At 43.3% G+C, this 26,826-nt stretch carries 23 protein-coding genes and 1 tRNA gene; 13 read left to right on the top strand and 11 right to left on the bottom strand.

The genetic code is table 11. From position 1 onward, the window contains the following. Positions 1–41: 41 nt before the first annotated feature. A complete protein-coding gene (locus DES35_RS02600; RefSeq protein ID WP_114365711.1) occupies positions 42–1,556 on the bottom strand; it encodes a PspC domain-containing protein in 1,515 nt (504 codons plus the stop codon). Continuing rightward, a complete protein-coding gene (locus DES35_RS02595) occupies positions 1,553–1,852 on the bottom strand; it encodes a PadR family transcriptional regulator (protein WP_037356896.1) in 300 nt (99 codons plus the stop codon). Before DES35_RS02595 ends, DES35_RS02600 begins: the two co-directional genes overlap by 4 nt. Before the next feature lie 174 nt (positions 1,853–2,026). Between DES35_RS02595 and DES35_RS02590 the strand changes: the two genes are divergently transcribed. The 13 genes from DES35_RS02590 to sufD all read left to right on the top strand — a co-directional run bounded on the left by DES35_RS02590 (position 2,027) and on the right by sufD (position 12,128). Then, the gene (locus tag DES35_RS02590) at positions 2,027–2,578 is read left to right on the top strand and encodes a UpxY family transcription antiterminator (protein WP_037355760.1); all 552 of its coding nucleotides are present in this window, start codon (positions 2,027–2,029) and stop codon (positions 2,576–2,578) included. A 2-nt stretch (positions 2,579–2,580) separates the two neighbouring features. Beyond that, positions 2,581–3,075: a 5-(carboxyamino)imidazole ribonucleotide mutase gene (gene purE, locus DES35_RS02585; RefSeq protein WP_037355759.1), complete on the top strand. Its 495-nt coding sequence runs from the start codon at positions 2,581–2,583 to the stop codon at positions 3,073–3,075. Then, entirely contained in the window at positions 3,072–3,545 is a 474-nt protein-coding gene (locus tag DES35_RS02580) for a low molecular weight protein-tyrosine-phosphatase (protein WP_037355757.1), read from the top strand. Before purE ends, DES35_RS02580 begins: the two co-directional genes overlap by 4 nt. Further along, complete coding sequence (locus DES35_RS02575; protein ID WP_244906314.1) at positions 3,514–4,257, top strand: SAM-dependent methyltransferase; 744 nt, start codon at positions 3,514–3,516, stop codon at positions 4,255–4,257. Before DES35_RS02580 ends, DES35_RS02575 begins: the two co-directional genes overlap by 32 nt. A gap of 45 nt (positions 4,258–4,302) precedes the next feature. Beyond that, the gene (locus DES35_RS02570) at positions 4,303–5,484 is read left to right on the top strand and encodes an acetyl-CoA C-acyltransferase (protein WP_114365709.1); all 1,182 of its coding nucleotides are present in this window, start codon (positions 4,303–4,305) and stop codon (positions 5,482–5,484) included. Positions 5,485–5,510: 26 nt separating this feature from the next. Then, the gene (locus DES35_RS02565) at positions 5,511–6,311 is read left to right on the top strand and encodes a C40 family peptidase (RefSeq protein WP_037360171.1); all 801 of its coding nucleotides are present in this window, start codon (positions 5,511–5,513) and stop codon (positions 6,309–6,311) included. A gap of 489 nt (positions 6,312–6,800) precedes the next feature. Further along, complete coding sequence (murI, locus tag DES35_RS02560) at positions 6,801–7,610, top strand: glutamate racemase (RefSeq protein WP_114365708.1); 810 nt, start codon at positions 6,801–6,803, stop codon at positions 7,608–7,610. A gap of 46 nt (positions 7,611–7,656) precedes the next feature. Beyond that, positions 7,657–7,944, top strand: coding sequence for an ATP-dependent Clp protease adaptor ClpS (locus tag DES35_RS02555; RefSeq protein ID WP_371851071.1), 288 nt, complete (start codon positions 7,657–7,659; stop codon positions 7,942–7,944). A 74-nt stretch (positions 7,945–8,018) separates the two neighbouring features. After that, positions 8,019–8,092 (top strand) — tRNA-Arg (locus tag DES35_RS02550). Positions 8,093–8,246: 154 nt separating this feature from the next. Beyond that, positions 8,247–8,570, top strand: coding sequence for a HesB/IscA family protein (locus DES35_RS02545; RefSeq protein ID WP_037360167.1), 324 nt, complete (start codon positions 8,247–8,249; stop codon positions 8,568–8,570). Positions 8,571–8,584: 14 nt separating this feature from the next. Further along, positions 8,585–10,015, top strand: coding sequence for a Fe-S cluster assembly protein SufB (sufB, locus tag DES35_RS02540; RefSeq protein WP_037360165.1), 1,431 nt, complete (start codon positions 8,585–8,587; stop codon positions 10,013–10,015). Between the two features lie 23 nt (positions 10,016–10,038). Further along, the gene (gene sufC, locus DES35_RS02535; protein WP_037360163.1) at positions 10,039–10,791 is read left to right on the top strand and encodes a Fe-S cluster assembly ATPase SufC; all 753 of its coding nucleotides are present in this window, start codon (positions 10,039–10,041) and stop codon (positions 10,789–10,791) included. Positions 10,792–10,808: 17 nt separating this feature from the next. Further along, positions 10,809–12,128: a Fe-S cluster assembly protein SufD gene (gene sufD / locus DES35_RS02530; protein WP_114365707.1), complete on the top strand. Its 1,320-nt coding sequence runs from the start codon at positions 10,809–10,811 to the stop codon at positions 12,126–12,128. 666 nt (positions 12,129–12,794) lie between these two features. Here the strand turns inward: sufD and DES35_RS02525 are convergent. The 9 genes from DES35_RS02525 to porN form a co-directional block, all read right to left on the bottom strand. After that, positions 12,795–13,205 carry a T9SS C-terminal target domain-containing protein gene (locus tag DES35_RS02525; RefSeq protein ID WP_037360159.1) on the bottom strand — a complete coding sequence of 137 codons (411 nt, stop codon included), beginning with the start codon at positions 13,203–13,205 and terminating at the stop codon, positions 12,795–12,797. A 112-nt stretch (positions 13,206–13,317) separates the two neighbouring features. Further along, on the bottom strand, positions 13,318–14,517 hold the full coding sequence (locus DES35_RS02520; protein WP_037360157.1) for an NHL repeat-containing protein: 1,200 nt from the start codon (positions 14,515–14,517) through the stop codon (positions 13,318–13,320). 11 nt (positions 14,518–14,528) lie between these two features. Continuing rightward, positions 14,529–15,533, bottom strand: coding sequence for a PorV/PorQ family protein (locus DES35_RS02515; RefSeq protein WP_125039362.1), 1,005 nt, complete (start codon positions 15,531–15,533; stop codon positions 14,529–14,531). Positions 15,534–15,539: 6 nt separating this feature from the next. Next, positions 15,540–18,410 (bottom strand): TonB-dependent receptor, encoded by a 2,871-nt coding sequence (locus DES35_RS02510; protein ID WP_051889409.1) that lies wholly within the window; start codon positions 18,408–18,410, stop codon positions 15,540–15,542. Further along, positions 18,394–19,839 (bottom strand): hypothetical protein, encoded by a 1,446-nt coding sequence (locus DES35_RS02505; protein WP_147269337.1) that lies wholly within the window; start codon positions 19,837–19,839, stop codon positions 18,394–18,396. Before DES35_RS02505 ends, DES35_RS02510 begins: the two co-directional genes overlap by 17 nt. 270 nt (positions 19,840–20,109) lie before the next feature. Further along, complete coding sequence (locus tag DES35_RS02500) at positions 20,110–22,365, bottom strand: T9SS type A sorting domain-containing protein (protein ID WP_211306526.1); 2,256 nt, start codon at positions 22,363–22,365, stop codon at positions 20,110–20,112. Positions 22,366–22,383: 18 nt separating this feature from the next. Further along, the gene (locus tag DES35_RS02495; RefSeq protein WP_114365706.1) at positions 22,384–24,558 is read right to left on the bottom strand and encodes a hypothetical protein; all 2,175 of its coding nucleotides are present in this window, start codon (positions 24,556–24,558) and stop codon (positions 22,384–22,386) included. Beyond that, the gene (locus DES35_RS02490; protein ID WP_114365705.1) at positions 24,558–25,883 is read right to left on the bottom strand and encodes an endonuclease/exonuclease/phosphatase family protein; all 1,326 of its coding nucleotides are present in this window, start codon (positions 25,881–25,883) and stop codon (positions 24,558–24,560) included. The genes DES35_RS02495 and DES35_RS02490 overlap by 1 nt, the downstream gene beginning before the upstream one ends. A gap of 114 nt (positions 25,884–25,997) precedes the next feature. Beyond that, positions 25,998–26,825 (bottom strand): type IX secretion system ring subunit PorN/GldN, encoded by an 828-nt coding sequence (porN, locus tag DES35_RS02485; RefSeq protein WP_114365704.1) that lies wholly within the window; start codon positions 26,823–26,825, stop codon positions 25,998–26,000. Between the last annotated feature and the right edge of the window lies 1 nt (position 26,826).

Here is a 26,826-nt window from a genome sequence, read left to right as displayed (position 1 = left end):
AGGGGATTTTCTAGATACCCAACAAAGGTTTGTACAAATAGTTATAACCTCTCAAAACCGTCCGTGGAAATTTTATAATATCCGGTTTCTATAGAATTCCTTTTATATTTAATGGCAGAATTTACCGAATAATTAAAAACATCCGAAAGAAACAATACAGTGTTTTCTGGAACTGACAGATGAATACTCACTTTCTGGGCTCCATATGAGTCCGTAACAGGAACAATTAAATATCTTGACAATTTTAAAAACCTTTCGTTTATCTGAAAAGGATATTCAATATTTTTAGCTCGGAGAAAAGCTGAATTTTTTGTAGTGCCTTTTGCTTCCGCTCGAATAAAAACAATGGGTTTGGCATCGCCTTTGGTTAAGTGTATCTCTACATCACTCAAATACAGGCTGTCTCTGCCAAATTGGAATTTGGATTTATAAGCCTCATCCTCAAGCACAGGGAGTATAAATATAGTATCTTGTTCATTTACATTAATTTGTGATGAGAAAATAACCAATGAAGAACTCTCGCTGTATTCCTTCACTCTATTAATAATAAACCCAGTAACAACCGCTGATGATAAGAGCAGAGAGAAAAGTATAAAAATGTAATATTTTTTGTAGGTAGAAAAAGTAGATTTAGCGATTGATCTGAAAACAAAAAAGAACAACAAACCAACAGATACAAGAAACAATAATAAAAATGATATAAGCCAATAAAATGTGCCAACAGAACCAAAATAAAATGAGATAACATCGCTTAAGTTATTTGCATTAAATTCAAAATGATTAATGGAAATGTGTGCATTATTGGAACTCAAAAACGAAAAGATTACTGAAAGTAAAGCAAAAATCAATATTCCAACAATAATCAAAATCAAAATAGAAAATAATTTCAATCCTAATCTAATCAGACTTCGTATAATCTGAGCAACTAAATTGATTATGTCATTTAAAATTTTTCCCGCCTTGGTAGATGAAATTTTTCGAACAGAAAAGTCACTTGATTTTAACTCATTTCTGATTTGTTCTTCAATTTTTTTAACGGTAATTTTTTCACCTCTCATCTTCAGCCTGTCAATACTGGAGTTGGCTTTTGGTACGATCAGCCACAGAATCAGATACACAATCAGCCCGGTACCTGATATAAAGCCAAACACTATAAACAGAAGTCTGACAATCAGCACATCGATTGAGAAATAGTGAGCCAAGCCCGAAGCTACACCGGCTATTATCCCACCTTCCGGATCCCTCAACAATTTTTTGATCACCATTCCCGTATCGGACTCTTCAGCCTGATTCGCTGTGTCGGTATCAAAATCAGAAGGACTTCCGAGTATCTTTTTGATCTTCAATATATCTTTATCATCAGCAACTTCCCTCCCATGCAGCTCTTGTTGCAGTAGCTCAGCTATTCTGAATTCAATATCCTGAAGGGTTTCTTCTGCATACTCAGGATCTAAGACCGATTTAATGCTGTCGAGATATTGCTGTAAGCAAGCAAACGCCTGCTCAGTCAGATAAAACTGTATATTGTTAATGGATACAGAAACTGTTTTTTTCATTGTTTAATCAATTTGTTTATTGAATGTGAAAATTCATTCCAAATACCAATCAGGGTGTTCAAATGCACTTTTCCTTTTTCTGTGATAGAAAAATATTTCCTTGGAGGCCCGGACTTGCTTTCTTCCCATCTGTAGCTGAGATATCCTTGGTTCTTCATTCGCGTGAGCAATGGATACAGCGTTCCCTCTACCATTAAAATATGATTTTTCTGAAGTGTTTCGATGATGTCGTTTGAATAAGCATCTGATTTTGACAAAATGGCAAGGACGCACATTTCAAGCACGCCTTTCCGCATTTGTGCCAGCACCTGTTCCCTGTTATCACTCGTCACCTAGTTAGTTTTTGATTGTGCAAAGATATAATTGTAAAATTGTACTATGCAATACATAGTACTAAAATTGTAAATTTAGATAAAAGGATGCTACACTTTCTGGTCAAGCCTTTACTTTGCATCCAATTCCACCCACCGATGGCAGAAAGAAGCAAATTATGGATGATTGTGTACACCAAACCTCGACACGAAAAAAAAGTAGCAGACCTACTCACTAAAAAATCCATAAACAACTATTGCCCGACCAGAAGAGTGCTGAGGCAGTGGAGTGACAGGAAGAAATACGTAGATGAAGTTCTTATCCGTTCTTATGTATTTGTCAAAGTGGAAGAAAGCGAAAGGATACATGTGCTTCAAACACCTGGTGTTCTCAACTTTGTCTATTGGCTGAGAAAGCCGGCCATCGTCAGAGAAGTGGAAATGAAAGCATTAATGGATTTTCTCTCCTCTGCGCATGTGTCCGAAATCAATGTTCGCCAGCTTGAGGTTGGCGCTAAGGCTAGGGTACTCTCCGGACCTCTGATAGCACAGGAAGGTGAGATTCTCAAAATCGATAAAAATGTAATATCCATTCGATTGTACAGTGCGGGTCTGGAATTTACTGCGATACTGGATAAAGATGTGCTTGAAGTGATAGAAGCACCAAGTAAAAAACAAAAGGAAAATAAACTTATTAACCGAATCCAGTAAATATGAGTCCGTCTGTAGGTATTATTATGGGGTCAATGAGCGATCTGCCAGTGATGAAGCAGGCTGCCGAAATACTTGAAAGCTTTGGAGTGTGTTATGAGCTAGATGTAGTATCGGCGCATCGTACGCCCGAGCGAATGTTTCTTTATGCCCGCAATGCCAAGGAGCGCGGTCTGAAAATCATTATAGCCGGGGCAGGCGGTGCAGCTCACCTGCCAGGCATGGTGGCCAGTGTCACTACCCTGCCGGTGATTGGTGTCCCCATCAAATCGTCCAACAGCATTGATGGGTGGGACTCAGTGCTCTCCATCCTCCAGATGCCAGCCGGAGTACCGGTAGCCACAGTAGCATTAAATGGCGCAAAAAACGCCGGAATCCTCGCCGTACAGATTTTGTCTTTGATGGATTCTGCTCTAGCAGATAAGTTGGTTCAATACAAAAAAGATTTAGAGAACAGCGTGTTACAAATGAGCAACGAACTAAAACAGAATCAATGAAAAAAATTCTGATGGTTTGTTTGGGCAATATATGTCGCTCACCTCTGGCAGAAGGTATTTTGAAACACAAACTTCGGGAAATGGACCTTCAGGCCATAGTAGACTCAGCAGGAATTGCAGATTACCACGTGGGTGAGAAGCCTGACAAGAGAACCATGAAAAATGCGCTAAGTCATGGTATTGATCTTTCGGACCTGCGAGCAAGACAATTCAAACCCGAAGATTTCAATCGCTTCGATTTGATTTATGCGGCCGATGCATCCATTTTTCATGCATTGATGATGATGGCTCCTGATCACGAAGCAAAGAAAAAAGTAAAGATGATGACCGAAGAACTTTTTCCGAACCAAAAAATTGATGTCCCCGATCCTTATTACGGCGGTGAAGAAGGGTTTGAAAGCGTCTATCAGCTAATCAACAAATCCTGCGATGCAATTATTGAAAAACATTTTAAGACCCAGCAGAGCTAAATCAATGGGCAATCTATATCTTATTCCCACACTTATTTCCGATGTAAATCCTTTGGAAGTTATCCCCCTTGGGACGAAGAAAGTTCTTGAGGAGACAAGAATCTATCTGGCAGAAAATGCCAAATCCGCAAGAGCTTTTTTAAAAAAAGCCATTCCATACGTACAGCAGAGTTCTCTGGAAGTGATACAAATCGATAAACACTCTTCTGAATCAGAATATTATAAATATTTACATCAGTGTAAATCCGGAAAACATATTGGCTTGATGAGCGAATCCGGCTGTCCGGCTGTAGCTGATCCCGGAAGCCAGATCGTACTGGAAGCTCATCGACAAGGCATACCGGTGATTCCTTTGGTAGGTCCATCATCTATATTGCTTTCGCTTATGGCATCTGGACTTAACGGTCAGAACTACTCTTTTATCGGCTATCTTCCCATTGACAAACACGACCGACGTCGTAAACTGAAGGAATTGGAAGCCAAATCCTTGAAGGACAAAACGACTTTTATCTTTATAGAAACGCCTTACAGAAATTTGCAACTTGTAGAAGACATCAAACTAACTCTGCGACCTGACACTTTGCTGTGCATTGCCTCCGACATCACTGGTATCAATCAATTCATCAAAACAAAAAAATTATCTGAATGGAAGACAGAAGATTTTCAACACATCGATAAGCAACCAACGATTTTTTTAATTGGAATTTCCTGATAGAACTTTTTGTAATTCCTAACTTGCATACCTAAATTAACAACAATGAATGAAGTAGTTATCGTTTCTGCCGTCAGAACACCTATAGGTTCGTTTGGCGGCTCATTGAGTCATGTACCGGCTCCTGAACTTGGTGCAGTAGCCATCAGAGGTGCCCTCTCCAAAATACAACTCGATCCGAAACTGGTCGATGAAGTGCTAATGGGCTGTGTACTACAAGCCAACTTAGGCCAGGCACCTGCCAGACAAGCGGCTATTAAAGCAGGCCTACCAGCCGATGTACCTTGTACAACAGTAAACAAAGTGTGCTCTTCAGGTATGAAATCTGTAATGATGGCAGCACAATCCATAAAAACAGGTGACAATAAAATAGTGGTGGCAGGCGGAATGGAAAACATGAGTCTAGTCCCACACTACCTCGGCAACGGGCGGACCGGCCAAAAACTCGGTGATCTGCGACTTGTGGACGGCATGCTGCGCGACGGTCTGCTTGATGCCTACGACGGTCAACATATGGGTAATTGTGGAGAGCTCTGTGCCAGGGAATTTCACTTCAGCCGCGAGGACCAGGATAATTTTGCCATTGAATCCTATAAAAGAAGTGCCAAGGCATGGCAGTCAGGTCTTTTTAATGAGGAAATCGTGCCAGTCTCCATTCCTCAGCGAAAAGGTGATCCCATTGTATGTTCAGAAGATGAAGAGTATAAGAATGTAAAATTTGAAAAAATCCCTACACTACCACCAGTTTTTGACAAAAACGGGACCATCACAGCAGCCAATGCTTCCACTCTGAACGACGGAGCTGCAGCTTTAATTCTGATGAGTGCCAAAAAAGCTCAGGAACTAAATCTCAAACCATTAGCTCGAATAGTCAGTTTTGCAGATGCAGCTCAGGAGCCCAAGTGGTTTACAACTGCACCCGCCAAAGCCCTGCCGATAGCCATTGGCAAAGCCGGTCTTAAAATCGAAGATATCGACTACTTCGAACTCAACGAAGCTTTTTCGGTCGTCGGACTGGCCAATATCAAACTCCTGAATCTGGACCCTGCCAAAGTCAATGTAAACGGAGGAGCAGTATCACTCGGTCATCCACTCGGGTGCTCTGGCGCGAGAATTATTGTCACGCTCATTCATATTCTCAAGCAAAACAATGCACGATACGGTGCTGCCGGAATTTGCAATGGCGGAGGTGGAGCCTCGGCAATCGTGATTGAAAATATCAATTAATACCACCTATTATTAGCAATCTGTATATGTCGGCAAAAGGTGTCTGCCTGCTTTCTGTTATTCCCATGCGAAAAGAGCCGTCGCATAGGTCAGAAATGATTAATCAAATACTCTTTGGAGAGCTCATGCATCTATTGGAAGAAACGGATGAATGGCTCAGAGTAACGCTCATGCACGACGACTACACAGGCTGGGTACTGAGAGAACAAATCAAATGCATTTCACCTGAAGAATACAGTCAGCATTTCGCTGAATTTACAGGATACAGTGCCGACATGGTAGACCTGGTCATGAAAAAAAACAGCAATCATTTCTTCTCAATACTGCTCGGAAGCAAAATCCCTTTGCTAAAAAACGGTGAATTTTCAGTAGGTGATGAGGTAATGGTATTCAGTGGCCCTACTACCAAGGGCATTAAAAACAGACCCGCCATCATTGACACGGCTCTAAATTTTCTGCACGCACCTTATCTGTGGGGAGGTCGCACCCATTTTGGTATTGATTGCTCCGGTTTGGTACAGATAGCCTACAGAATGGCGGGCGTAAATCTGCCACGAGACTCCTATCAGCAGGCTACCATTGGTATGCAACTGAGCTTTATTGAAGAATGCAGTCCCGGCGATCTGGCATTTTTCGATGACAAGGACGGCCGGATCATTCATGTAGGAATACTTCTTCCGGGTAAAAAAATCATTCATGCTTCAGGTGGTATGGTCCGAATCGATATGCTCGACCAAAACGGCATTTACCGCGCCGATCTCAAAAAATATACACACAGACTCAGACTTTTGAAAAACGTTTTTGACCTCAATTTCAGACAGCGATAAAAACTACTCTGTCCGGTAATCCGAAAGCTTTGGATTACCGGATTTTTTTACTTTGCAACTACATAGATAGCAATTAAAACGCAACTCGATAACTTCAGACTACGGCCTTTGAATGGTGTCCATATCCTAACACCTGCCTTTTGAACTCTTTTTTCACAACCTGCTCAATCCAAAATACCAGAATGCAGAAAAGTGACCCACTGAAAAACTGGTTTTTCGTACCCTTATCTACGAGTTGCCAGGCCGCCCTTTTACTGTATTAGCGAATTAAAAACGAGTTAAGCACAAAATTCCAGAGAAATTAAAAAATCATGTTCCGCTTTCTACATTTTACAAACCATGAAAACAACCTCACTTTTATGGACCTCCATCGTCATCCGACATCACCTCCCTAAAAGTAAACCAAAAAAAACCAGGCCTAAAAAATACTTGTAATTCAATGCAATATGATAGACAGGTAAAACAGTATTTTCGCACAGATAATCTGACATGTTCCGACAAGACAGTTATGCACCGATAGGTATTTTCGACAGTGGTGTAGGTGGACTTACCGTAGCAAAGGCTATAATGAATCTGATGCCCAACGAAGATATCCTCTACTTTGGCGATACTGCACACATGCCCTATGGCGAAAAAAGTAAAGAAGCCATCATAAAATATTCCCTGGAAATCAGCGAATTTTTATACCAAAAAGGAGTCAAAGTCCTGGTGATCGCCTGTAATTCAGCTTCCGCTACAGCTTACGAAGCATTATGCGAATATTGGAAGGAAAGATTACCCATCGTCAATGTCATTGATCCAGTAGTAGAATATGTTTGCGAGCAGCATTTTGCCAATATCGGCATCATCGGCACCAAAGCCACCATCAACAGTGGAGTGTATTCAAGGAAAATTCAAGAATCCTGCAGCAATGTGACCGTAAACTCCAAGGCCACTCCCCTGCTGGCAGGTATGGTAGAAGAGGGACTTGCCGGCACAGAGGTCAGTCGTGCACTGATCAAGCATTACCTACGCGACCAGAGATTTGATCAGCTCGACTGTATGATCCTTGGTTGTACGCATTATCCACTCATTCAAGAAGATATCAAAGCCTTTTTCAAAGAGCAAATAAAAATTTTGGATACCCCTTCCATCACAGCAGCCCACCTCCGGCAGGTATTGATTGATACTTCCCTACGCTCCCCTTCTACCTACCACGGAGAATATCATTTTTACCTTTCTGACCTTACCGAAAGTTTCAAAGAGATTGCATCGTATTTTCTTGGCTTCCAGCCCGTGCTGGAGCACGTAGTGCTTTGAAGCCCGAAAAGTATTATGTATCTTTGTATGGCCTATTGAAAAGACAATGCAGATGAACACATTATTTGAATTTCAAACAGATACAAAAGTTTCGGTCCTCGAAGAGCTCACCACCGTTAAGTCAATTATTCTTTTCAACGATGATGTAAATACATTTGACTGGGTGATTGAAGCCCTGATAGAAGTCTGCGGACATACACCCGAACAAGCAGAACAATGTGCCTGGATCACTCATCTAAAAGGAAAGTGTGATGTAAAAAACGGCAGTTATGAAGAACTAAAACCGATGTGTACCGAGCTGCTAAACAGAGGCTTATCAGCTGAGATTCACTAAAATACCAATTTTTCATTCGTTTTACTACTAAAATTAAATTTTGCATTAATTTTGCCGCGCATTTATCAACCAATGGCTTCGTAGCTCAACTGGATAGAGCATCTGACTACGGATCAGAAGGTTTGGGGTTCGAATCCCTACGAAGTCACTTCACAAAGGGACGCGCTGTAATCAGGCGTCCCTTTTTTTTATTTTACAAAAACATAAAATTTTGTCCCAAAAGTCATGTTTTTTTAAACCATAACATTTTAAAAGGGTTATTCTTATGTACTTTTGCACTGAATTTAGATTAAATTAAAATTATGATTCAGGTATCCGAGAGTGCCAAAAAACAGATCATCCATCTGATGGAAGCTGAAGGCAAGGGCCAAAACATCTGCCTGAGAGTGACAGTGACTACCGGAGGATGTAGTGGTCTTTCCTACAATCTCGAATTTGCCGAACCTAAAGCGGATGACAAAATTTTTGAAGATAATGAAATTAAAATAGCTGTAGATAAAAGGTCACTACTGTACCTGGCCGGAACTACTCTGGACTTTACAGGTGGCCTCAATGGAAAAGGTTTTGTGTTTATAAACCCCAACGCTAAGCGCACATGCGGATGCGGTGAAAGCTTTGCTGTCTGACAATACCATCGACCATGGAAATTCTAGAAAAAGTAACCAAAAGCGAATACAAATACGGCTTCTACACCCCTTTGGAAGCTGACAAAGTACCACCAGGGCTCAATGAAGACATCATCAGGCATATTTCAGCAAAAAAAAACGAGCCCGAATGGATGACCGAATGGAGACTCGAGGCCTACAGAATCTGGCAAACCATGCAAGAACCGCAATGGGCAAATATTAGATATAAAAAACCAGATTTCCAGGCAATCTCCTACTACGCAGCACCCAAACCAAAAAAACAGCTCAACAGCCTGGAGGAAGTAGACCCGGAACTATTAAAAACTTTTCAAAAACTCGGAATCAGTATCGAAGAACAGAAACGTCTGACCGGTGTGGCCATCGATGTGGTGGTAGACAGTGTTTCGGTAAAAACCACTTTTAAAGAAAAGCTGGCTGAACTGGGAATTATCTTTTGCTCGATGAGCGAAGCCATCAGGGAACACGGCGACCTGGTACGCAGATACCTTGGAACCGTAGTGCCGCGTACAGACAATTTCTATGCAGCGCTCAATTCGGCTGTCTTTAGCGATGGTTCCTTCTGCTACATCCCTAAAGGGGTTCGATGTCCTGTAGAATTAAGCACCTACTTCCGAATAAATGAAGCCGGTACCGGACAGTTCGAACGTACGCTTGTCGTTGCAGACGAAGGTAGCTACGTGAGCTACCTGGAAGGATGTACTGCCCCCATGCGCGATGAAAACCAACTCCACGCTGCCGTAGTAGAGCTCATAGCCTTAGAAGGTGCTGAAATAAAATATTCTACCGTACAAAACTGGTATCCCGGCGACAAAGACGGAAACGGTGGTGTGTTTAATTTTGTGACCAAAAGAGGTCTCTGCGAACGCGATTCCAAAATCTCCTGGACTCAGGTAGAAACCGGGTCAGCCATCACCTGGAAATATCCCTCCTGTATACTCAAAGGTGACAACAGCGTAGGAGAATTTTACTCCGTGGCTGTAACCAATCACCATCAGCAAGCCGATACCGGAACCAAAATGATCCACCTCGGCCGCAATACGCGAAGCACCATCATCTCTAAAGGAATTTCTGCAGGTCGCAGCCAAAACAGCTATCGCGGTCTTGTGAAAATTGGTCCCAGAGCCATAAATGCCCGCAACTTCTCTCAATGCGACAGCATGCTGATGGGCGATCAATGTGGAGCCCACACGTTTCCCTACATTGAAGTAGAAAACCCAACCGCCAAGGTGGAGCACGAGGCTACTACCAGCAAAATAGGTGAAGACCAGATTTTCTACTGCAATCAGAGAGGAATCCCGACAGAAGAAGCCATTAATCTGATTGTAAACGGCTTTGCAAAAGAAGTAATCAGCCAACTCCCAATGGAATTTGCCGTAGAAGCACAAAAACTCCTTGCGGTAAGCCTCGAAGGATCTGTTGGATAAAGTAAATTTTTAAAATATACAAAATGCTCAAAATCAAAAATCTGCACGTATCCGTAGACGATACTCCCATCCTCAAAGGCATTAGTCTGGAAATAAAAAAGGGCGAAATACACGCCATTATGGGGCCCAATGGCTCCGGAAAAAGTACGCTGAGCAATGTAATAGCCGGAAAAGAAGATTACCAAATCACACAAGGCACCATTGAGTTTGAAGGCAAAGACCTTCTGGAGCTATCAGCAGAAGAACGCGCACATTTGGGAATTTTTCTCTCATTTCAATATCCAGTGGAAATACCAGGTGTTTCCGTCACCAACTTTATCAAAACAGCCATCAACGAAAATCGTAAAGCCAAAGGTCTGGAGCCCATGCCTGCCAAAGAATTGCTAAAACTCATCCGCGAACGCATGGAATTGCTCAATATGGATAAGTCATTTCTAAGCCGTTCCCTTAATGAAGGCTTCAGCGGTGGCGAAAAAAAGAGAAATGAAATTTTTCAACTCTCCATGTTACAGCCAAAGCTCGCTATCTTGGATGAAACCGATTCAGGCCTCGACATCGATGCACTCCGGATCGTAGCCAAGGGAGTCAATACACTTCGAACTCCGGAAAATGCATTTCTCATCATCACACATTATCAGAGGCTTTTGGAGTATATAGTGCCTGATTTTGTCCATGTGCTTTACAATGGAAAAATTGTAAAGACCGGAAGCAAAGACCTAGCCCTTGCACTGGAGGAAAAAGGATATGACTGGATCAAGGAAGAAGTGGCTATCTGACCAAAACGCACCCCGGTATGGAAGCATTCAAAGAAACCTTACTATCCTCTTTTATAGTTTTTGAAAATCAGCTCAACGGACAAAAAAAGTCTGAGCTTCACAAATTAAGACAGAAAGCTTTTGAGGCTTTTGAAAAATACGGCTTTCCGACCAGAAAGGATGAAGACTGGAAATACACCAATCTAAAACCCATCATCAAACACGATTACAAGATATTTCACCCAAAAGAACAAAAGCTCCAACTGGATGAAGCCCGAAAATATTTCCTTTCGGAAACAGATACCTACCGCATTGTATTTGTCGATGGATACTACGCTTCCTGGCTGAGCCTCACTACCCACCACCAATACGACATATGTACATTTTCGGCACTGATTAACAGGTACCCAGAAATTGCCGACGAATACGTAGGTAAGCTCATTAATCATGGCGACAGTTTCACCGCACTCAATACGGCATTCGCCAGAGAAGGAGCATATATTTTCGTGCCTGACAATAAAATTGTTGACAAACCCATAGAAATACTGCACTTCACAACTCCACACGCTTTACCAGCCTTTCAGCAGCCCAGAAGCCTCTTAGTACTTGGAAAAAACTCAAGAGCTACAGTGATCGAAAGACATATTTCGCTAAGTGCCAATCCAGTATTTACAAATTCAGCTACTGAGGTTTTCTTACATACCGGTGCCATCCTTGATCATTACAAAATACAAACTGACCACTACGAAGCTTCTTTAATCGACAACACCGTGTATCAGTTGCAAGGATACTCTGTGCTAAATCTCACCACTGCAAGTCTTGGAGGAAAGTTTGTGCGAAACAATCCAATTGTAAAACTTATCGAGTCAATGGCCGAAGCCCATCTATGGGGTCTCACTAAAATAGATTCCAGTGAATTAGCAGATCACCATACCTCCATTGAACATATCGCACCCCATTGCCAGAGTAATGAACTCTACAAAGGCATTTTTGGCGGCCGCTCCACAGGGATTTTCAACGGAAAAGTGTATGTGGCACCCCATGCCCAAAAAACCAATGCCTTCCAGCAGAACAACAACATTGTGCTTTCCGATAAAGCCACCGTTAATACCAAACCACAACTCGAAATATTTGCCAATGACGTAAAGTGCTCCCACGGCTGCACCGTAGGCCAAATGGATGAAAACGCTATGTTTTACCTCAGGCAGAGGGGAATAGCAGCCGATAAAGCCAGAGCCTTGTTACTTCTGGCTTTTGCCGGTGAAATAGTAGACAAAATTCAACTACCCGAATTGCGACAGTACGTAAAGCGGATTTTTAACCAGAAAAATCATATCGATTTCGACTTCGACTTGTAAAATCCCAAAAGACAACCTACCAACTTTCCGGTTTATAAATGATGGTTTTAAAATGATGTACTAAAGTTGGGCTTGGTGTATAATAGATTTGATAATCGGTACTTTTACCCTCAGCAGATAATTCAGCCAGAGCATTGGCCCCCTCCAAAATCAGGTCCATTCGATACATTTCCAGTCTTTCACCTTTTCCCGTGCCGGGACTCTCCTCTACAGTGTCCCGTTTGAGGAATTGAAATGCAATTGCTTGGTGGATTCAGTAAAAAAATTTGTACATCCCTGTGCTTGTAAACAAACTTTACAAAATCAGCCGGCAGGCCTTGCGTTGTTGATATCTGGCCGTTGTTTTGAATAAAATACGTGGATTCTTCCGGTTATCCGGAGAATATAAGGAATCATTTTGGCTGTTTAAATCGCCGGCATACACCAGAGAAAGTGGAAACGATAGTGCAGCGATGAAAGAAAACCTTAGCATTATATAAGCTGCTTTGCTTTTTCAAATATAAGTTTTTACGTTTCCTTTAAAAATTAAGCTACAAAAAAATTTATTGAGCGACCTGACATCCTTCTTTATAAAAGATACACGCACATGTAAACCAAAACGGGAAAACTGAAACCTGCTATTTGACGATAAATACTGCTCTTTCAAATATATTCTTGTAAAATATATTAACGGATCAGCGTAAAAAATCCGTGCCTTCGCACCTCAACCCGATCGCTTCGGTCGGGCAGTTCAAACTCTGCAACGATGTGATAGGTGTAAGTGCCTTCTTTCATTGGGTTGCCATCGAATGTACCGTCCCACCAGTACGGCTCACGGTGGTCGTTGGCATCAAAAATCATTCTTCCCCAGCGGTCAAAGATCTTTATATTAAAACGAACTGTAAAACAGTTTGGATTTATTTTAATTCCAAAACGATCATTGATTCCATCCCCATTAGGTGTAAACGCTGTAGGTATAAAAGGCACACACTCATTAATTCTCTCCTCTGGTGGTATGCGATCGTTTCCACCCTGTGCTTTAAGGCCCGGAGGTATTAGGAAAAACAGCAGAAAAAAAATCCCCAAAAATCTTAACATACATATACTAATACACGACAAAAATAAAAGAACTTCCAGTTTTACGAAGGCCTTGGAATTAAAATTTCAGTTTCATTGTACAAAATCACTAAAAAATTTGCTTTGGGTAATTTTAATCAAAGTCTAGAGTTAATCTGAAGCGAAGAATTCGTCCATTGTTGGCATCGGCCACGTACAAAATTTTCTTGAAAAAGGCCACTGCCATAGGTTGGTTGAATTGTGTGAAACCACTGCCTTTGCCGCCGAAGCTGGCTTTTTGGAGTTTTGTTATCCCTGTAGCGGCCGGAGGCTGTACCCCCTCTAGCCCATTTGATGAAAACTGATACAAAGAATCTTTGGCGATATCCGTTACAAAGATAAATCCTGCAGCATCGCCACTTATGGTAATTCCTAAGGGCATTTCAAATTTAAAGGGCTCGTGAATGCCTCCATCTGCTCTGGTAGTGTCGCCATATGGAAATATCCTCGGCCGGTATTCAGCACCAAATTCGCTTTCGATTCGTTCGATGTATTGCACTTTGATGGCAGCATTGGGCTCAAGCATGGTTACCATAAAATTCTGGCCTGTCCTTGCAGTGATTTGAGGTGGTTTTGCAAAGGTGGTTATACCAAATGGCTTTTGAAAGTAATCGTTGAAGGTACCTTGAGAGGTGGACACCGTCACCGGTGTGATGTACTGGTCGTTGTTGTTGAACAGCAAGACTGCATCATCAGGGCCGAGGATCGGATTTTTGGCAGGCCCTGTACGCGTTACAAAATAGGAATTATTTTCTGCCGGATTGGTTGAGGCGATTACGGCAATTCGGTTAAACTGAACACTCAGATCTGAAGTAGAATAGGTACTTTTATAATAAAACGGATGGACAATTTTTCGGATGATCTGCGCATTGGTCTGCGATAGTTTGTAGCCTTCCGGCCCGGTCATCCGGATCCTGTATATACATGTGAACGTAAAGGTATTACCTGCGATCACGGTGTCTGAAGTACCTATTGCGATCAAATCAAAACGCCTGTCCTGAGTTACGGATTTCAGCCCTGGAATGAAAAAGCTTCCCAGCCGTCTGCCTGTCTCATCCAATTGTATTATTTCCTGTCTGCCCTCATCTGCTACATAAATGAGTTCATCGAACCCCACTGCTATATCAACAGGTTTTACAAAGTCTGTAAATGCCGGCAAAATGGGTACATATGCGATATCCCTGTTGGTAAACTCCGGAACGTCGATAAATCCCAGGTCGGTCTTCTCACCAAAGTATTTCCGGCAACCCGTCAGTATTATAGCCAATATTAAAATTGAAAAAAGTCTTTTCATCCTTACCAAAATTATTTAGGCATCATATATCTTAGTCCGATCAAATGCTGTGAGCCAAAAAATCTTGTGGCCGTAAAGGCATAATCAATCATTAAAACCTGTCCGCCGGCCATAGGCGCAGCCATCCCTACACCAGCTGTAGGAAATACATGTCCTAAAACATTAAACTTATATCCCAGACGGCCAAAAAACTGATTGTCGTACGTGTACTCAGCACCCAGGCGGATGTTTTCGCTGTTGTCATTTGGGTGACTTATTTGAAAAGAAGCCAGGAGCGAATGCTTCTCTACTTTATACGGTACTATCGACAATCCAATTGAAAAAACAGTAGGCACGGGATTCGACTCAAGTGCAATACCGGTAGTCCGGTTGAAAGTGACCGGGATGTCCTCCCTGGATGCCAGCGAGCTGCTTCCTCCAAAATTGTGCAGGACAGCGGAAAACTGAAGATTTTTGAAATCGGTCTTGTATAAAAATGCCAAATCAACAGCTGCGGTATGATTGTTAAACCCAGCCACGTGCTCATAGACGTATTTCATGGTAAGTCCAAACGAAAACTGTTCGGTAAGCATTTTGGCATAGGTAGCCCCAAAGGCCATGTTGATTACAGATATTTCCCTGCCAGTACCCCCAGGCATAAATTCCGTTCTTTCTTTAATATACCCCGAGGTCAGCGAATTCAGTGAAAAACCCCACACCGATGTTTCATCGCTTTGAGGATTTACGTAGGACACAAAACTCTGATTTACGCCGGCACCAATAAACTTGTTGGCCAGGGTAAAGCCATGCTCTTTTAACTGAACCAAAGCAGCGGGATTAGAAAGTATGGAGAAAGCATCCCCTGTAATTGCAGCAGATGCTCCACCCATGGCTGCTGACCGCGGATTGATGTCGTTTTTCAAAAATGTAAGGGCTGACAATCCGGCTCTTTCCCCCCCATAGCTGGGAAACACCTGTGCCAAAATCCGGGTACTCAACGATATCAATAAAGCGATACCTGTAAAAAAGAATCTCATTCTACCTCAGAATCTGAATGTTATACCATAGAGCATCTGGCGCGGTGGTAAGTAGCGCGCCGGATTGCGCGGGTCCAATCCCCGCTCCTGCGGTCCGTTGAACTCCGGACGCGGATCTCTCCAATCATTGGGCACGTCATCGCCGAATTCATAGGCTCTACCAGTTACGGGATTGATGATCTGCGCGTTTTTATTGTTCAATGCATTTCTCATTTCAATGGAAAAAGTCAGCCCGGTAAATTTGGTGATGAAATAGTCGTAGCTGATTTTCAAGTCCACATTGTGCCATGGGGTAGCAAGTCTGGAGAGGAATTTGTCGTTTTCGGGCATAAAGAGCGGGCGCTCCACTCCGGGACGCACCTCCAGCTCTCCCACACGGCGCATTGGCGTGTAACGGAATCCACTGGTATACTGATAAATCGCAAATGCACGGAATCCTGTAATCTTTCTGCCCATAACCTTGAAGGTAGAATCCGGGCTGAACATAAGCCCAACATTGATGTTCCAGGGTCGATCGAAAGCCAGATACTGCTCTCTGCTGAGCTGCACTTCGCCGTTCTGAGCAATCTGCAGGGCGGATTCTCTGGCTGAATTGGATTTACCACGCGCCACCTGATAGGCTGCATTCCCAAAAAAGTTGTAATGCGAAAGCCATCGATAATTAAACCCTAACTCCACACCAGCTATCCGTGCATAGTCTTGATTGATAAACATGGTGCGGGTTACAAAACGACCGGTAGGATCTCTGGTAATAACAGACCTGGATACAATGTAGTCAAAGCGGTTGTTGTTGAAGGCCGTGAGCGTAAATCCCAGATCTTTATTTACTTTGGTTTTGATACCTACCTCATAGCTCACGTTGATTTCGGGGTCAATATCCGGATTTCCGAGGTTCGCCAAAAAAGACCTGTTTTGATATACAGGGTCCAAACCCGCATACACAAACCGTGGATGCGGCATTCGCATGCTGTGGCCATAGTTGAAATAGAGCACATTGTTCTCTGTCACCGGAAAGGATACATTGATCCTCGGCATCAGACGAGCCTTCCAACGCAGTCCTAACAATTGAGTAGTCTTGCGAAGATAATCCTCTCGTACCTGATTGATTACAGGGCTTTGGGAGTTTTCTACTGCCTCATCGGCAAATCTCCCCATAGCCCAGTAATTTAACCTCAATCCCAGGGTCGCCTGTATGCCTTTGTAGGTGATTTTATCTTCTACAAACAAGCCACCATTGTGTGGCCGTACAGCCCATATATCGTTGGATGAGCCGATACTTATCGAAGGGGTAAAAGTCGTATCGTTGATTTTGATGGGGGCACCTACCCAGGGTCTGATCACGTCTACCCACTGGTATTCGTTGGCCGAATGTTGAAATCCAAAAGAAATAAAATTGATGTTGTCGTTTGGATTGTATGTAAATTTTGTGCGAATCGAATATTCCTGCGCATAGTGATCGTGCCAGATGGGCGAAATACCTCCATTGTTGACCAATCCATTACCGGGTAATACAAAATAGGTTCCCGTAGGATCACCGGGGTTGAAAATCTCCACTGGATCAGTTACGATATGGTCTTCATCAAATATCTGATCAACAGTTTCCGTTCGAAAAGGCCGACCATTGGCATCCGCCCTAAGGTTGGTAAAAAGTCTTCCTAGCGAAATATTTACACCTAACTTTTTGTTTATCAGATGATTAATGTTTACAGCGTTCAGTATTGATTTATGTGTATAGGTAGTGGCATTGTCCAGATTCTGACTTCTGGCATATTGAAATCCGGGCACCAGTATCGCATCAAAACCCACAATTTGCAACATACGCGTATTTTGATTGATCGAAAGGCTGAACTGATTGGTAAAAGTAATCTTAGTACCTGGCTTGAGCTGATAAGCAAGTTTCAGCGTGTGTATGTGTGTATTCGAATACCTTGGCGCCAGAAGTTTAGACTGTTCCGGCAGCAGCGACGATATCAGCTGGTTCGCCGTAGGGCCAAAATATTCATCCGTCAGTCGTGTAGTCAGATTGTTGAAGATCGTCATTTTCTTCCTGGTACCCGGTATAGGCGATGCAAAGGTCACTTCCACAATATCCGTGTTGAAGGAAGTGGGATTTTGAGCGTTGATGAGATAATCCCTCTGCCAGTTGCCTGATATTTCAAAGCGATCTCCTCCCTCTCGGATGGTGGTGGAAATCACCCCTGAAGATCCGCCCCCAAACTCAGCACCAGCACCACCGGTGATCAGACTCAGGCTGTTTATGGCATTGGAGCTCACTTCTACACCAAATCCAGTACCAGCCAGCGGATCCTGGGCCGATATGCCATCGATGATATATTCCGTTTCATACACTCTGGCACCCCTGATCTGTAGACCATCGGGCGAGCGCACCACACCGGCCTGCATGGCTACCAACTCCTGAACATTGCGCACATTCATTTGGCTGATTTCTTCAAATTTGAAAGTTACCTCACTTTTTGCACTTTCCAGATTCACAGTGCTCTTTCTTCCCACCACAGTCACTTCATTGAGCGATTCCGTCTGAGGTTTTAGGGCCACATTGAGTACCTTGGTCTCCCCTGCCCTTATGCTCACATCCGTAATCAATTGCGTGGCATATCCGATAAACTGAACCCTAAGGACATAATCCCCCGGTTTGATGTTTGAAATCAAATAATTTCCATCCAAATCTGTAGACGCACCCAAATAAGTGCCGACGATCACCACCCCGGCCCCGATGAGTTCTTCACCCGTTTTGGCATCCGTTACTTTCCCTCTCAAGCTGCCGGTAGATGACCTGCTTTGGGCACCCGCCATCCCCCAATACAGCGCAGCTATCAGCCACAAGATCCCTCTTAAAGTTCTACCAGTTGAAATCATTGTTGAGGATTTGATGTAGTAAAGTTTGCAAATGATTGCCATCCATGGCAAAGTGGTGAAGGTTTACTCCAAAAAAGACCTGTTGGACCTGGCCTTGACCATTGCGTCTGCGCACGCCCACCAGATTATCCCCCTGCCATCCTTGAAGTTTGGTGAGCTGTGCCCTGTAAAACGGCTCAGAATCCGGCGATCGCACGATAGGCACCAATCCCGTTAGCACAAATTGCGGCTTCATGGCCGGATATTGCTGAGGTGTCCCTTGTACTGAAAAAATCGTACTGTCAGCAGTTAATCTGGCCTGACCTCCCGATATCACAAGCCCATCGATCGGATAAGCAATCGAAAATGCCGTAATATCGGCATTGGCTGTAAGCGTCGTTGTCACCAGCGATTTTCCCCCGATATTATTGAAATCCGCTATAGCCGGAGCCATAAATACCAGCAGCGAAGCCGACTGACCAGTTACAGGATTCTGATAATTCGTCGGATCTGTAAAAATGAACAACCGGCTGTACTGCGCTATTACATGTCTGAACGTCGGATTCCAAAACTTTGGTCTGTATTTTCCCTGATTCCTGATCAGATCCAGGTAGTCATACCCTGTGCTGACCAGTTCTATGATCGGCCTATATATATCCCAGATGTTTGAGGGCTGCCCTCCGATTACCAAAAAGTCGCTTGAGGCCGGAACCATCACAAAAACCTCAGACGTATCGACCAAACTCACCGAATTAGCAATGTCAAAAGCTCTAATGTACACCCGATTGGTATCGTTATATCGTATCTTGTCAAAGGCCTGTACATGGGGTACCCGCGCATTGTCTATGTAAATATCAGCCTCATGCACACCGGTTTGATAGGGTTTCCGAAGCACTATTGTAAAGAGATTTGAATTCCGTGGAACATCGACCCAGTCCCCATCATTGGCCTTTATTTGCACTTTTGTGATGGTATGATCTCCATCGGCATCCGTAGCTCTCCAGCGGAACGTCGCTGCTATCCTCACCGTATCTGCCGGAGCAGCACCCCTGTCTATAGTAGCTACCGGCGGAGTATTTCTCAGCGGAATTTTCAGAAATGCAGGGTTCGGATCCCGCGCACCCAGATTATCCACAGCCCTGATCCAAAAATTAATATCATCCGTGTCATTGCCAGCAGTGATGGAAAATCGAAATACACTATCCGTTCTTGTCGTATACGTCCAGGTCTCAAAATCCAAGCTAAATTCATATCCCACTACATATCCATCCGGATCCGAACCAAACCACGAAAGAAAAACCGTAGAATTCAATCTATTTTCTCCCACCCGGTTGATTTCGTTCAAAAAAAGCTGGGTCACAGGAGGTTGATTCTCCTTAAAACTCCCCCGCTTACAGTGGCTCAGACTTGCCACAGCCAGCAGGAGCAGAGTCCAATGTATCAGGCGCATCTTCATTTTTGTTAATCATTTTCTTTGGGCGTGTCCCCTGCCGGCTGAGTCTACCGTCGGCAGAGTTCAGCCGGCAGGGGCCGGTGTGTTCCGGGGTTCCGTCTCATCTGTGGCCTTCGGTCATGAAGGCCACAGATGAGACCCCTTCGGGCCCTCCACCCACCTCACGCATCACATACCTCCATCGTGTCGCTTCCTTGCATTCAACTGTTGTTTTCAAACTGATCTTAAAGCAAAAGCCGGCAAAGAGCCGGCTTTTACCCAAATCACTTATTGAACCACAAGTTTTGAATTTCCCATTACATTACCGCTCTTGGAAACCAATGTCACCAAATACACACCAGCTTTCAGAGCAGATATATCATACGTGTTTACCTCAAATGGCTGTATTTCAAACCTTTTCACTACTCTTCCCTGCAAATCTGTAATCGTAGCCATCACGTGTTCATTGGCCGAAGAAGTGATGTTCAGGATGTCATGAGCCGGATTTGGATAGAGCGATACACGCACATGTTCGTATTCCCTCACATTTATCGGAGACCTGGGTCGGTCCGTTACAGGCAGCATAGGGAAGTTTGCCCCGATGAAATCATCATTGGCCCGAGGATGCAGCTTGAAGTTCGAAAAGCTAAAAAACACAATCCCCTGCACTGCATCGAAAGTCATGGTATCGCTGGTCACTATCGGAGGTACATTCATCACCCCATCCACGGTAGCATATATGGTATCAGTGACCGGCTGTACCCAGAGCGAGCTAAACGCCGTATTGCTCTGACGACCCGCATGCACCCGGAAGGAGTTGTTTGGCGATGTGAAACCGGCTTGAGTGGCTATCCGGTATTCACCAAAGGTCAGTTTAGGTTCTGATATGCGGATTTTCTGCCCAGTTGTAGGATGTTGAAATCTGACCAGCATACCCTCATATTTCTCCATATTCAGCGGATGCAGCGTAGCACTGTCCGAGGGATTGAGCACCACCGGCTGTATGGAGGTACTGTCAAGCTTGCCTGTCTTTTGCACATTCACTACCTGCAGACGCGTGTAATTGAAAAACTCCTCCACTACCCCGGTCACTTGCACTTCTTCATGTCTGAACAGGTCAAACAATCCGACACCCACCAGCCAAATACCAGACCACTCGTTGTAATCCGGATCCTGAATGTACACATAGCCCATATCCTGGTCTTTAGCTGTAGAAGTTACAATGCCTTTTACAGTCACCTGCTGACCCCTGTAAGGCGAATCACCACCATCCAATACATATTGGATGTCAGGGATTACCATACCAGATGCCCGTACTGTGTAGTGGAATACCCTAGGCTCATTGTTAAAATTTCCTGTAGGCAGTCTTGAAACGTTACCCTGATTGTCAGTGGCTCTGATGTAGTACCTTACCACAGTATTGAGAGGTTGGGACGGTAAGGTGACCTCATACTCATCCGTAGTGCCAGGCTTGAGTGTAGCAGTAATCGAGTCAAACTGAGCTACAGGTACTGACAAATTGCTGCTCCAAAATACTTTGGCATTGGCTACTGTCCCATCCGGATCATTAGCTGTAAAGGTAATTTTTACCTGTTGGGTAGGATTCGGAACTGGTGGTACTCTCTGCTTGTCCGAGATCACCGGTGGAGTAGCCCCAAGCACATAGTGGGTAGAGTCAAATGGATTGAGCTCATACCCCCTCCCATTCAGACCCGTACAGCCATTAGCCGAATGCAGAATGATGCCTTTGATCTTCTGGTAGAATGCACCTACTACAGGTGGCTGAAAAAGGCCCGTTCCCGGTCCACCATTGATCGTTGCATAGGGCGAATTGGGATTTGTCACCTGATAGGTCGGAAGCCTTTGCGCTATAAAGCGGTCAGAAACGTTGATTCTGTTTCCATTTGCATCCACCACGTCGAAACTCACACGAGTTCCATTGGCAAAAAAATCGACATTCACCACCGTTACATTTTGAATTTCTACAAAAGCCCCTTCCCACTGCTCTCCTGTAGGTAGCTGATTCACGCGATTTTGATCATTGAGCTGACCAACACTTACCACAGCAGGCTGAGGCACAGGTGCATTTGACGATATGAGATTGATATGACTGAACTGTTGGGGTTCAATTTGAGTATTTCGGTTAAAGTTTTTTACCAATCCGATGACCTCTACCACATCTCCGGCCACTACCTGCCATGCAATAGGATGAGGTACCTGTTGATTTCCACTCGGATACCAGCCAGCAACTTCTACCGCTTTGAAAGGCCCCATTTGACCAGCAGCTGCCGTATCAACTATATACATAAAGGGCCTGAAACCGCCTTGAACAGCCGATGACGGTACCTCCACTCTACCTCCGTCTACGATCACAATGCCCCTGGTTCTGATCAGTTGATTTTCGTATTGAGAAGAGTCCACACAATTAGCCAGATTGGTCGGCGAAACATACTGAATATCGTGTATGCTTACATAAGGAACTGTCTGGGCAGCCACACCACTGCATACGAGTGCTGTGAGCAATAGTGTGAAGTAGTTTTTCATTTTCATGATATAAAGGATTTATTTGATGATTACAAAGTTTCCCGTATAGCGTTTACCGGTTTCAAGGTCTACTACAGTAAACAAATACAGACCTCTTGAAATGATTTGAGTACTTTTGGACAGCAAGTCCCACGCATGTTCACCACCACTAAATCTGTTTCGAAACGGGTCCTCGGCTGAAAAAGAGCGAAACCATCGGATGTCGGTGCCGTCGTAATTTTCATCATGATGAATTTCATCGATCAGTTCACCTACAGGATTGTATATGGAAATTTTACACCTCTTTGGAAGGTTCGAAAAATAAATTTTTCGAGTCTCCTCCTGAAAATTGCTGATGCCTTCCCATGAACTGCCATAGTAGTATGGATTTGGATACACATAGGGCTCATTTTCATTCATATTGTCATTGGTGCCAGTTCCCGGATACGCCCTAAATTGATTGGCCAGTATGGACGACTCCAGCTTATCCAGATTCAGAGAGGCATCACCACGGTCGAAAGCCGTTACCGACACGGCATATTGCCATCCGTTTAAGAGCTGATCCACCGTATATTTAAAGTGATATTCCACTGTATCTCCATCAAACTTCACTGGTTCAGGGAGCATGATTTTATCAAGACCTACATCGTTCCCAATTCCATTGACCTCGTCGAACTCAGCGATAAGTACAAAAGCCGAACTGACATCCTGTACATTCACAACATCAAAACCAGGCTTGGTAATATATACTCTGAACCCCTCAAAATCCATTTCTTGCAAAATAGGATCAATGCTGTAGAGAGAGTTATCAGACCAATAAATGTCGATTTTACCATCGCAAGGTTCTATACGTGTGCGAGGTATATCGGGTGGCGATGGCAAAATAAACCTTGTAATTTTTCCATTGCCATCTATGTCCTCCCCCGAATCCAATACACCGTTGAAGTTTTTATCCTCTCCATTATAGGCCACCTGAACCCAGTTGGCATTATTGATCAGATTTTGTCTTTGAAGAGGACTGTTTACCGAATTGGGATTTCCGTCTTCAAACTTTTTAGCTATGATGTAGGCAAAGGTCACCGTAATTTCATCTCCCGGTTGAAAATCATTAAATGGACCCACACTGACAAGGTCCGAACGATTTCCGCTCTTGTTGAGTTCTACTTGCAGATCCACGCCAAAAGTGGACTGACATCCCGCTGAAGTAGGTTCATTCCAGCATGGGTGATGGTTAAGCCCGGAAGTCATTTTGATAAATCTGAGCTCATCATTAGTTGGAAAAAAGAAAATCGGATTGTTTGCATTGTTGAATTGCCAGGCATTGTAATGTGCTTTAAAATTCTCTTTTACCCACTGCCCGGTTTTTTTGTTGTATGTACTGTCGAGCAAGAAATGATGAAATCCAAATTTATCTTCAGACCCAAGAAATTTCTGACCAATGTAACTTTCTGTAAATCCCACATCACCGGTGGCATCGTAGCAATATGCCAGGGCAAGCGAATCTTCATATCCGTTGCCTCCCTGACTGTAAAATACACTGCCGCCGGCACCGGCGGGGGTCACTTTTACATTCCGGACCACGGTATTGTTCCACAGGGCTACGAATAGACTGTCAAAGGTGGCGTTTCCGATATTCTTCAACTTGTAATTGACCACCACAAAAAAGTCCGAAAAAGAAAAATTCCAATTGTATGTTTCCTGTGTGACTTGAATATTCATCGGAAACTGATGCCCGGTGATTGGTATAGTAGTTCCTGGTATGGTTTGGCTTACATCGTTGAAAATAGCTACAAAATCCTGATGTGATACGGCATTGGGGGTGAAAAACCTTGAATCTGTGAGCGAAGACCTTTCTTGTAAGCCAGGCGATCCGATGGGTATGGTAAATTCGAAACCCGCTCTACCGGGGGCATAGCCTTGTGGTGCATCCAAAGCCGATGTACTCACCAGAATGCTCCCATCACCACGTCTTACACCTCCAACCCACAGACCTCCTTCAAACAGATGTTCAATTCCACTACCTGCAGGATACTCACAACTCTGCCTGCCAGTGCCATCCCTGTAACCCCTGAAAGCATTTCCGAAAGTTCCGGCATTGGTCACTGTAAGACGTACATTACCTGCATTGGTGATTCGCTCTTCAAATTGCTGTGCCCCAAGACCAAGTGAAAGCAAAAATGCTAAAAAAAATGATAGTCTGCCTTTAAGTTTCATCAGTAAACTATTAGCTTTCTGCTGCTGGTAAACCCTGCATCATTGATACTGACCATGTAGATTCCTTTAGATAGACGGCTGCTTAACACAATATCCGTGTATGTGGCGTCTTCTATTTTTTTTGTTAAAATGATTTTACCCGTAAGATCTGTAATTTGAAGATTAAAAGAAGTTGGCATTTCTCCTTGTGTATGTATTCGTATGACACCCTCGTTGTAAGTTGCATTCCATTTCCACTTTTTGTGTGTAAAATCGCTGACTGATAAATTGCTTTTCAGCACTACTACATCAATGTATACCGGCAGGTGATCAGAATTTTCGTATAGCGCAGTCAATACTGAGGGTGGGACACTTTGATTAGGCACAGGACTGGTTGATGTAATAAAGTTTTTAAACCTCAATCCATCATTACCTGGGATTGTATACGAACTTGTTACATATCGCATACCCATGGATTCATTCCTTACAGGATCGGTGATCAATATCATATCGTACCTGTCATCCAGGCCTCCACCTACAAAGCAGTTGTTATTTGTTTGATTGAGCCTGGTGGATTGGGTGTGGGTAAACGCCAAAGTGGAATTATTAAACCAGGTTCCGAGGGTATTGATTGGGTCATAAAACCGTATTGACTGATTGGGGTGATTGATCAGCGCCTGGAAACCGGGTTCATTGGATGAATTCATGTTAAAATCGCCCATTATAAAGACATTTTGTTCACCAATATTTTGGTTGATGTGATTCATTACAGCTTCCAGAGCATATGTTCTTTGGGTAATATCCGATTGTGTACTTCCTGCTTTCAGGTGCATTCCAATACATACAAAAAACAGGGTATCAACTCCTGGTTGACCCAGGTTTGGATTCTTGTAATAAAAAGTGTAAAAGTCTATTCCCCTTACTATGTTTTGGTTGTTGCTTCCATTAGTAAGCAGGAATTGGGATTTAAGCTCTACTTTGTTGGAGTTATAATAGCAGGCATTGACGATGTTGGAATTATTACTTCTGGTAAAATTCGCCCTTTTATAATGTGTAAGACCCCTATTTAAAAAGATATTTTGATGAAAGGCAACCATCGGAGCATCAAAAGCACCGGGATTAACCCCCATTTCCTGAACGATTAAAATATCCGGCTGAACATGGTCGAAAATAGTGGCTATATAGTTGTCTTTGTTATCAGGATTATTGCTTGTAGCGTTGCAATTGCTGAAATTTACTCTGTAATAGAGTAGATTATATGTCATAATTCTCAGCGTGTCATAAGTTTGTGCATTAAGGCCTAGAAATACCAGCGAAAAAAGTACTAAAAAGTATAAATGCTTCATAAATAGTGGCTTGATCCTATGTTTCTGGACAAATGTACTTATTGAATATTACCTTTTTGTTATCAAAAAAAAAGCCGTGGTGAACCACGGCAAATTTATATCCACTTAACACTTTTAAAATTCCCAAAGGTCGTTTTCAAAATTTCTGAGTTTTTCCCTGATTTGCTGACCTTCAAGTAATTGCTCAAGTGTTGACTTTCGTTTATAATCTGCTATTGATCGATCGTACACGTTTTCCTCTTTATAAATGACAGAAGAGAAAAACCTCAAATGGAAGACCTGATCAAAAGTAAGACGTTGCATATTGTTACCGCGATTGAAGGCTGTGTTTGTTGCTAAAGCATATCGCGCATCCGGAAACCAAATCCAAAACAGTGGATAAATGTCCTTGGTCTTTGGGTTCTTGACTACAGGTGCAATAGCTATAATCCTGTTTTTCAATTCACCCCTCTGCTTGTCGAAATACCAATCTGATTTGATATAATATGCGATCACATCCTTGCTTTTGATTTCTATGGTATCAATCAGGTCAATTTTGGATGGATCATCGGGATTAAAAATTGTATCAATAGTACGTACATATCTGCTAACCTCATCAGATGTGTAAGGTATTTCGAATCGATCATCTCCAAATACATCGACGATGGTCGCTTCTTTGAGAATTCCATCGATCAGCACACTGAAGAGGGACTTTCTGTCAGGCAGCGGAGTTTCAGGATAGTACAGATGGAAATTTGCTTTTTCTTTAAGGTCAATTCGCTCCCAATGACGTGTACTCCACATCAGATCAGCTTCACGTAGGTAGGGATACTCAAACACTTTATTGTTGTTGTGAAACCTGGTTTGGGAAGGAATAATACCATCATCCTGAGGCGAGAGTACCTGAGCCTGCATCGATAAGGCGAAAAGGTACATTACCGGGAAGAACGACCACTTTTTCATA

The sequence above is a fragment of the Schleiferia thermophila genome (genome assembly GCF_003337435.1).
Classification (GTDB): Bacteria; Bacteroidota; Bacteroidia; order Flavobacteriales; family Schleiferiaceae; genus Schleiferia; species Schleiferia thermophila.
Note: the sequence above shows the minus strand (reverse complement) of the source record. Positions and strands in the feature narration are given on the sequence as shown.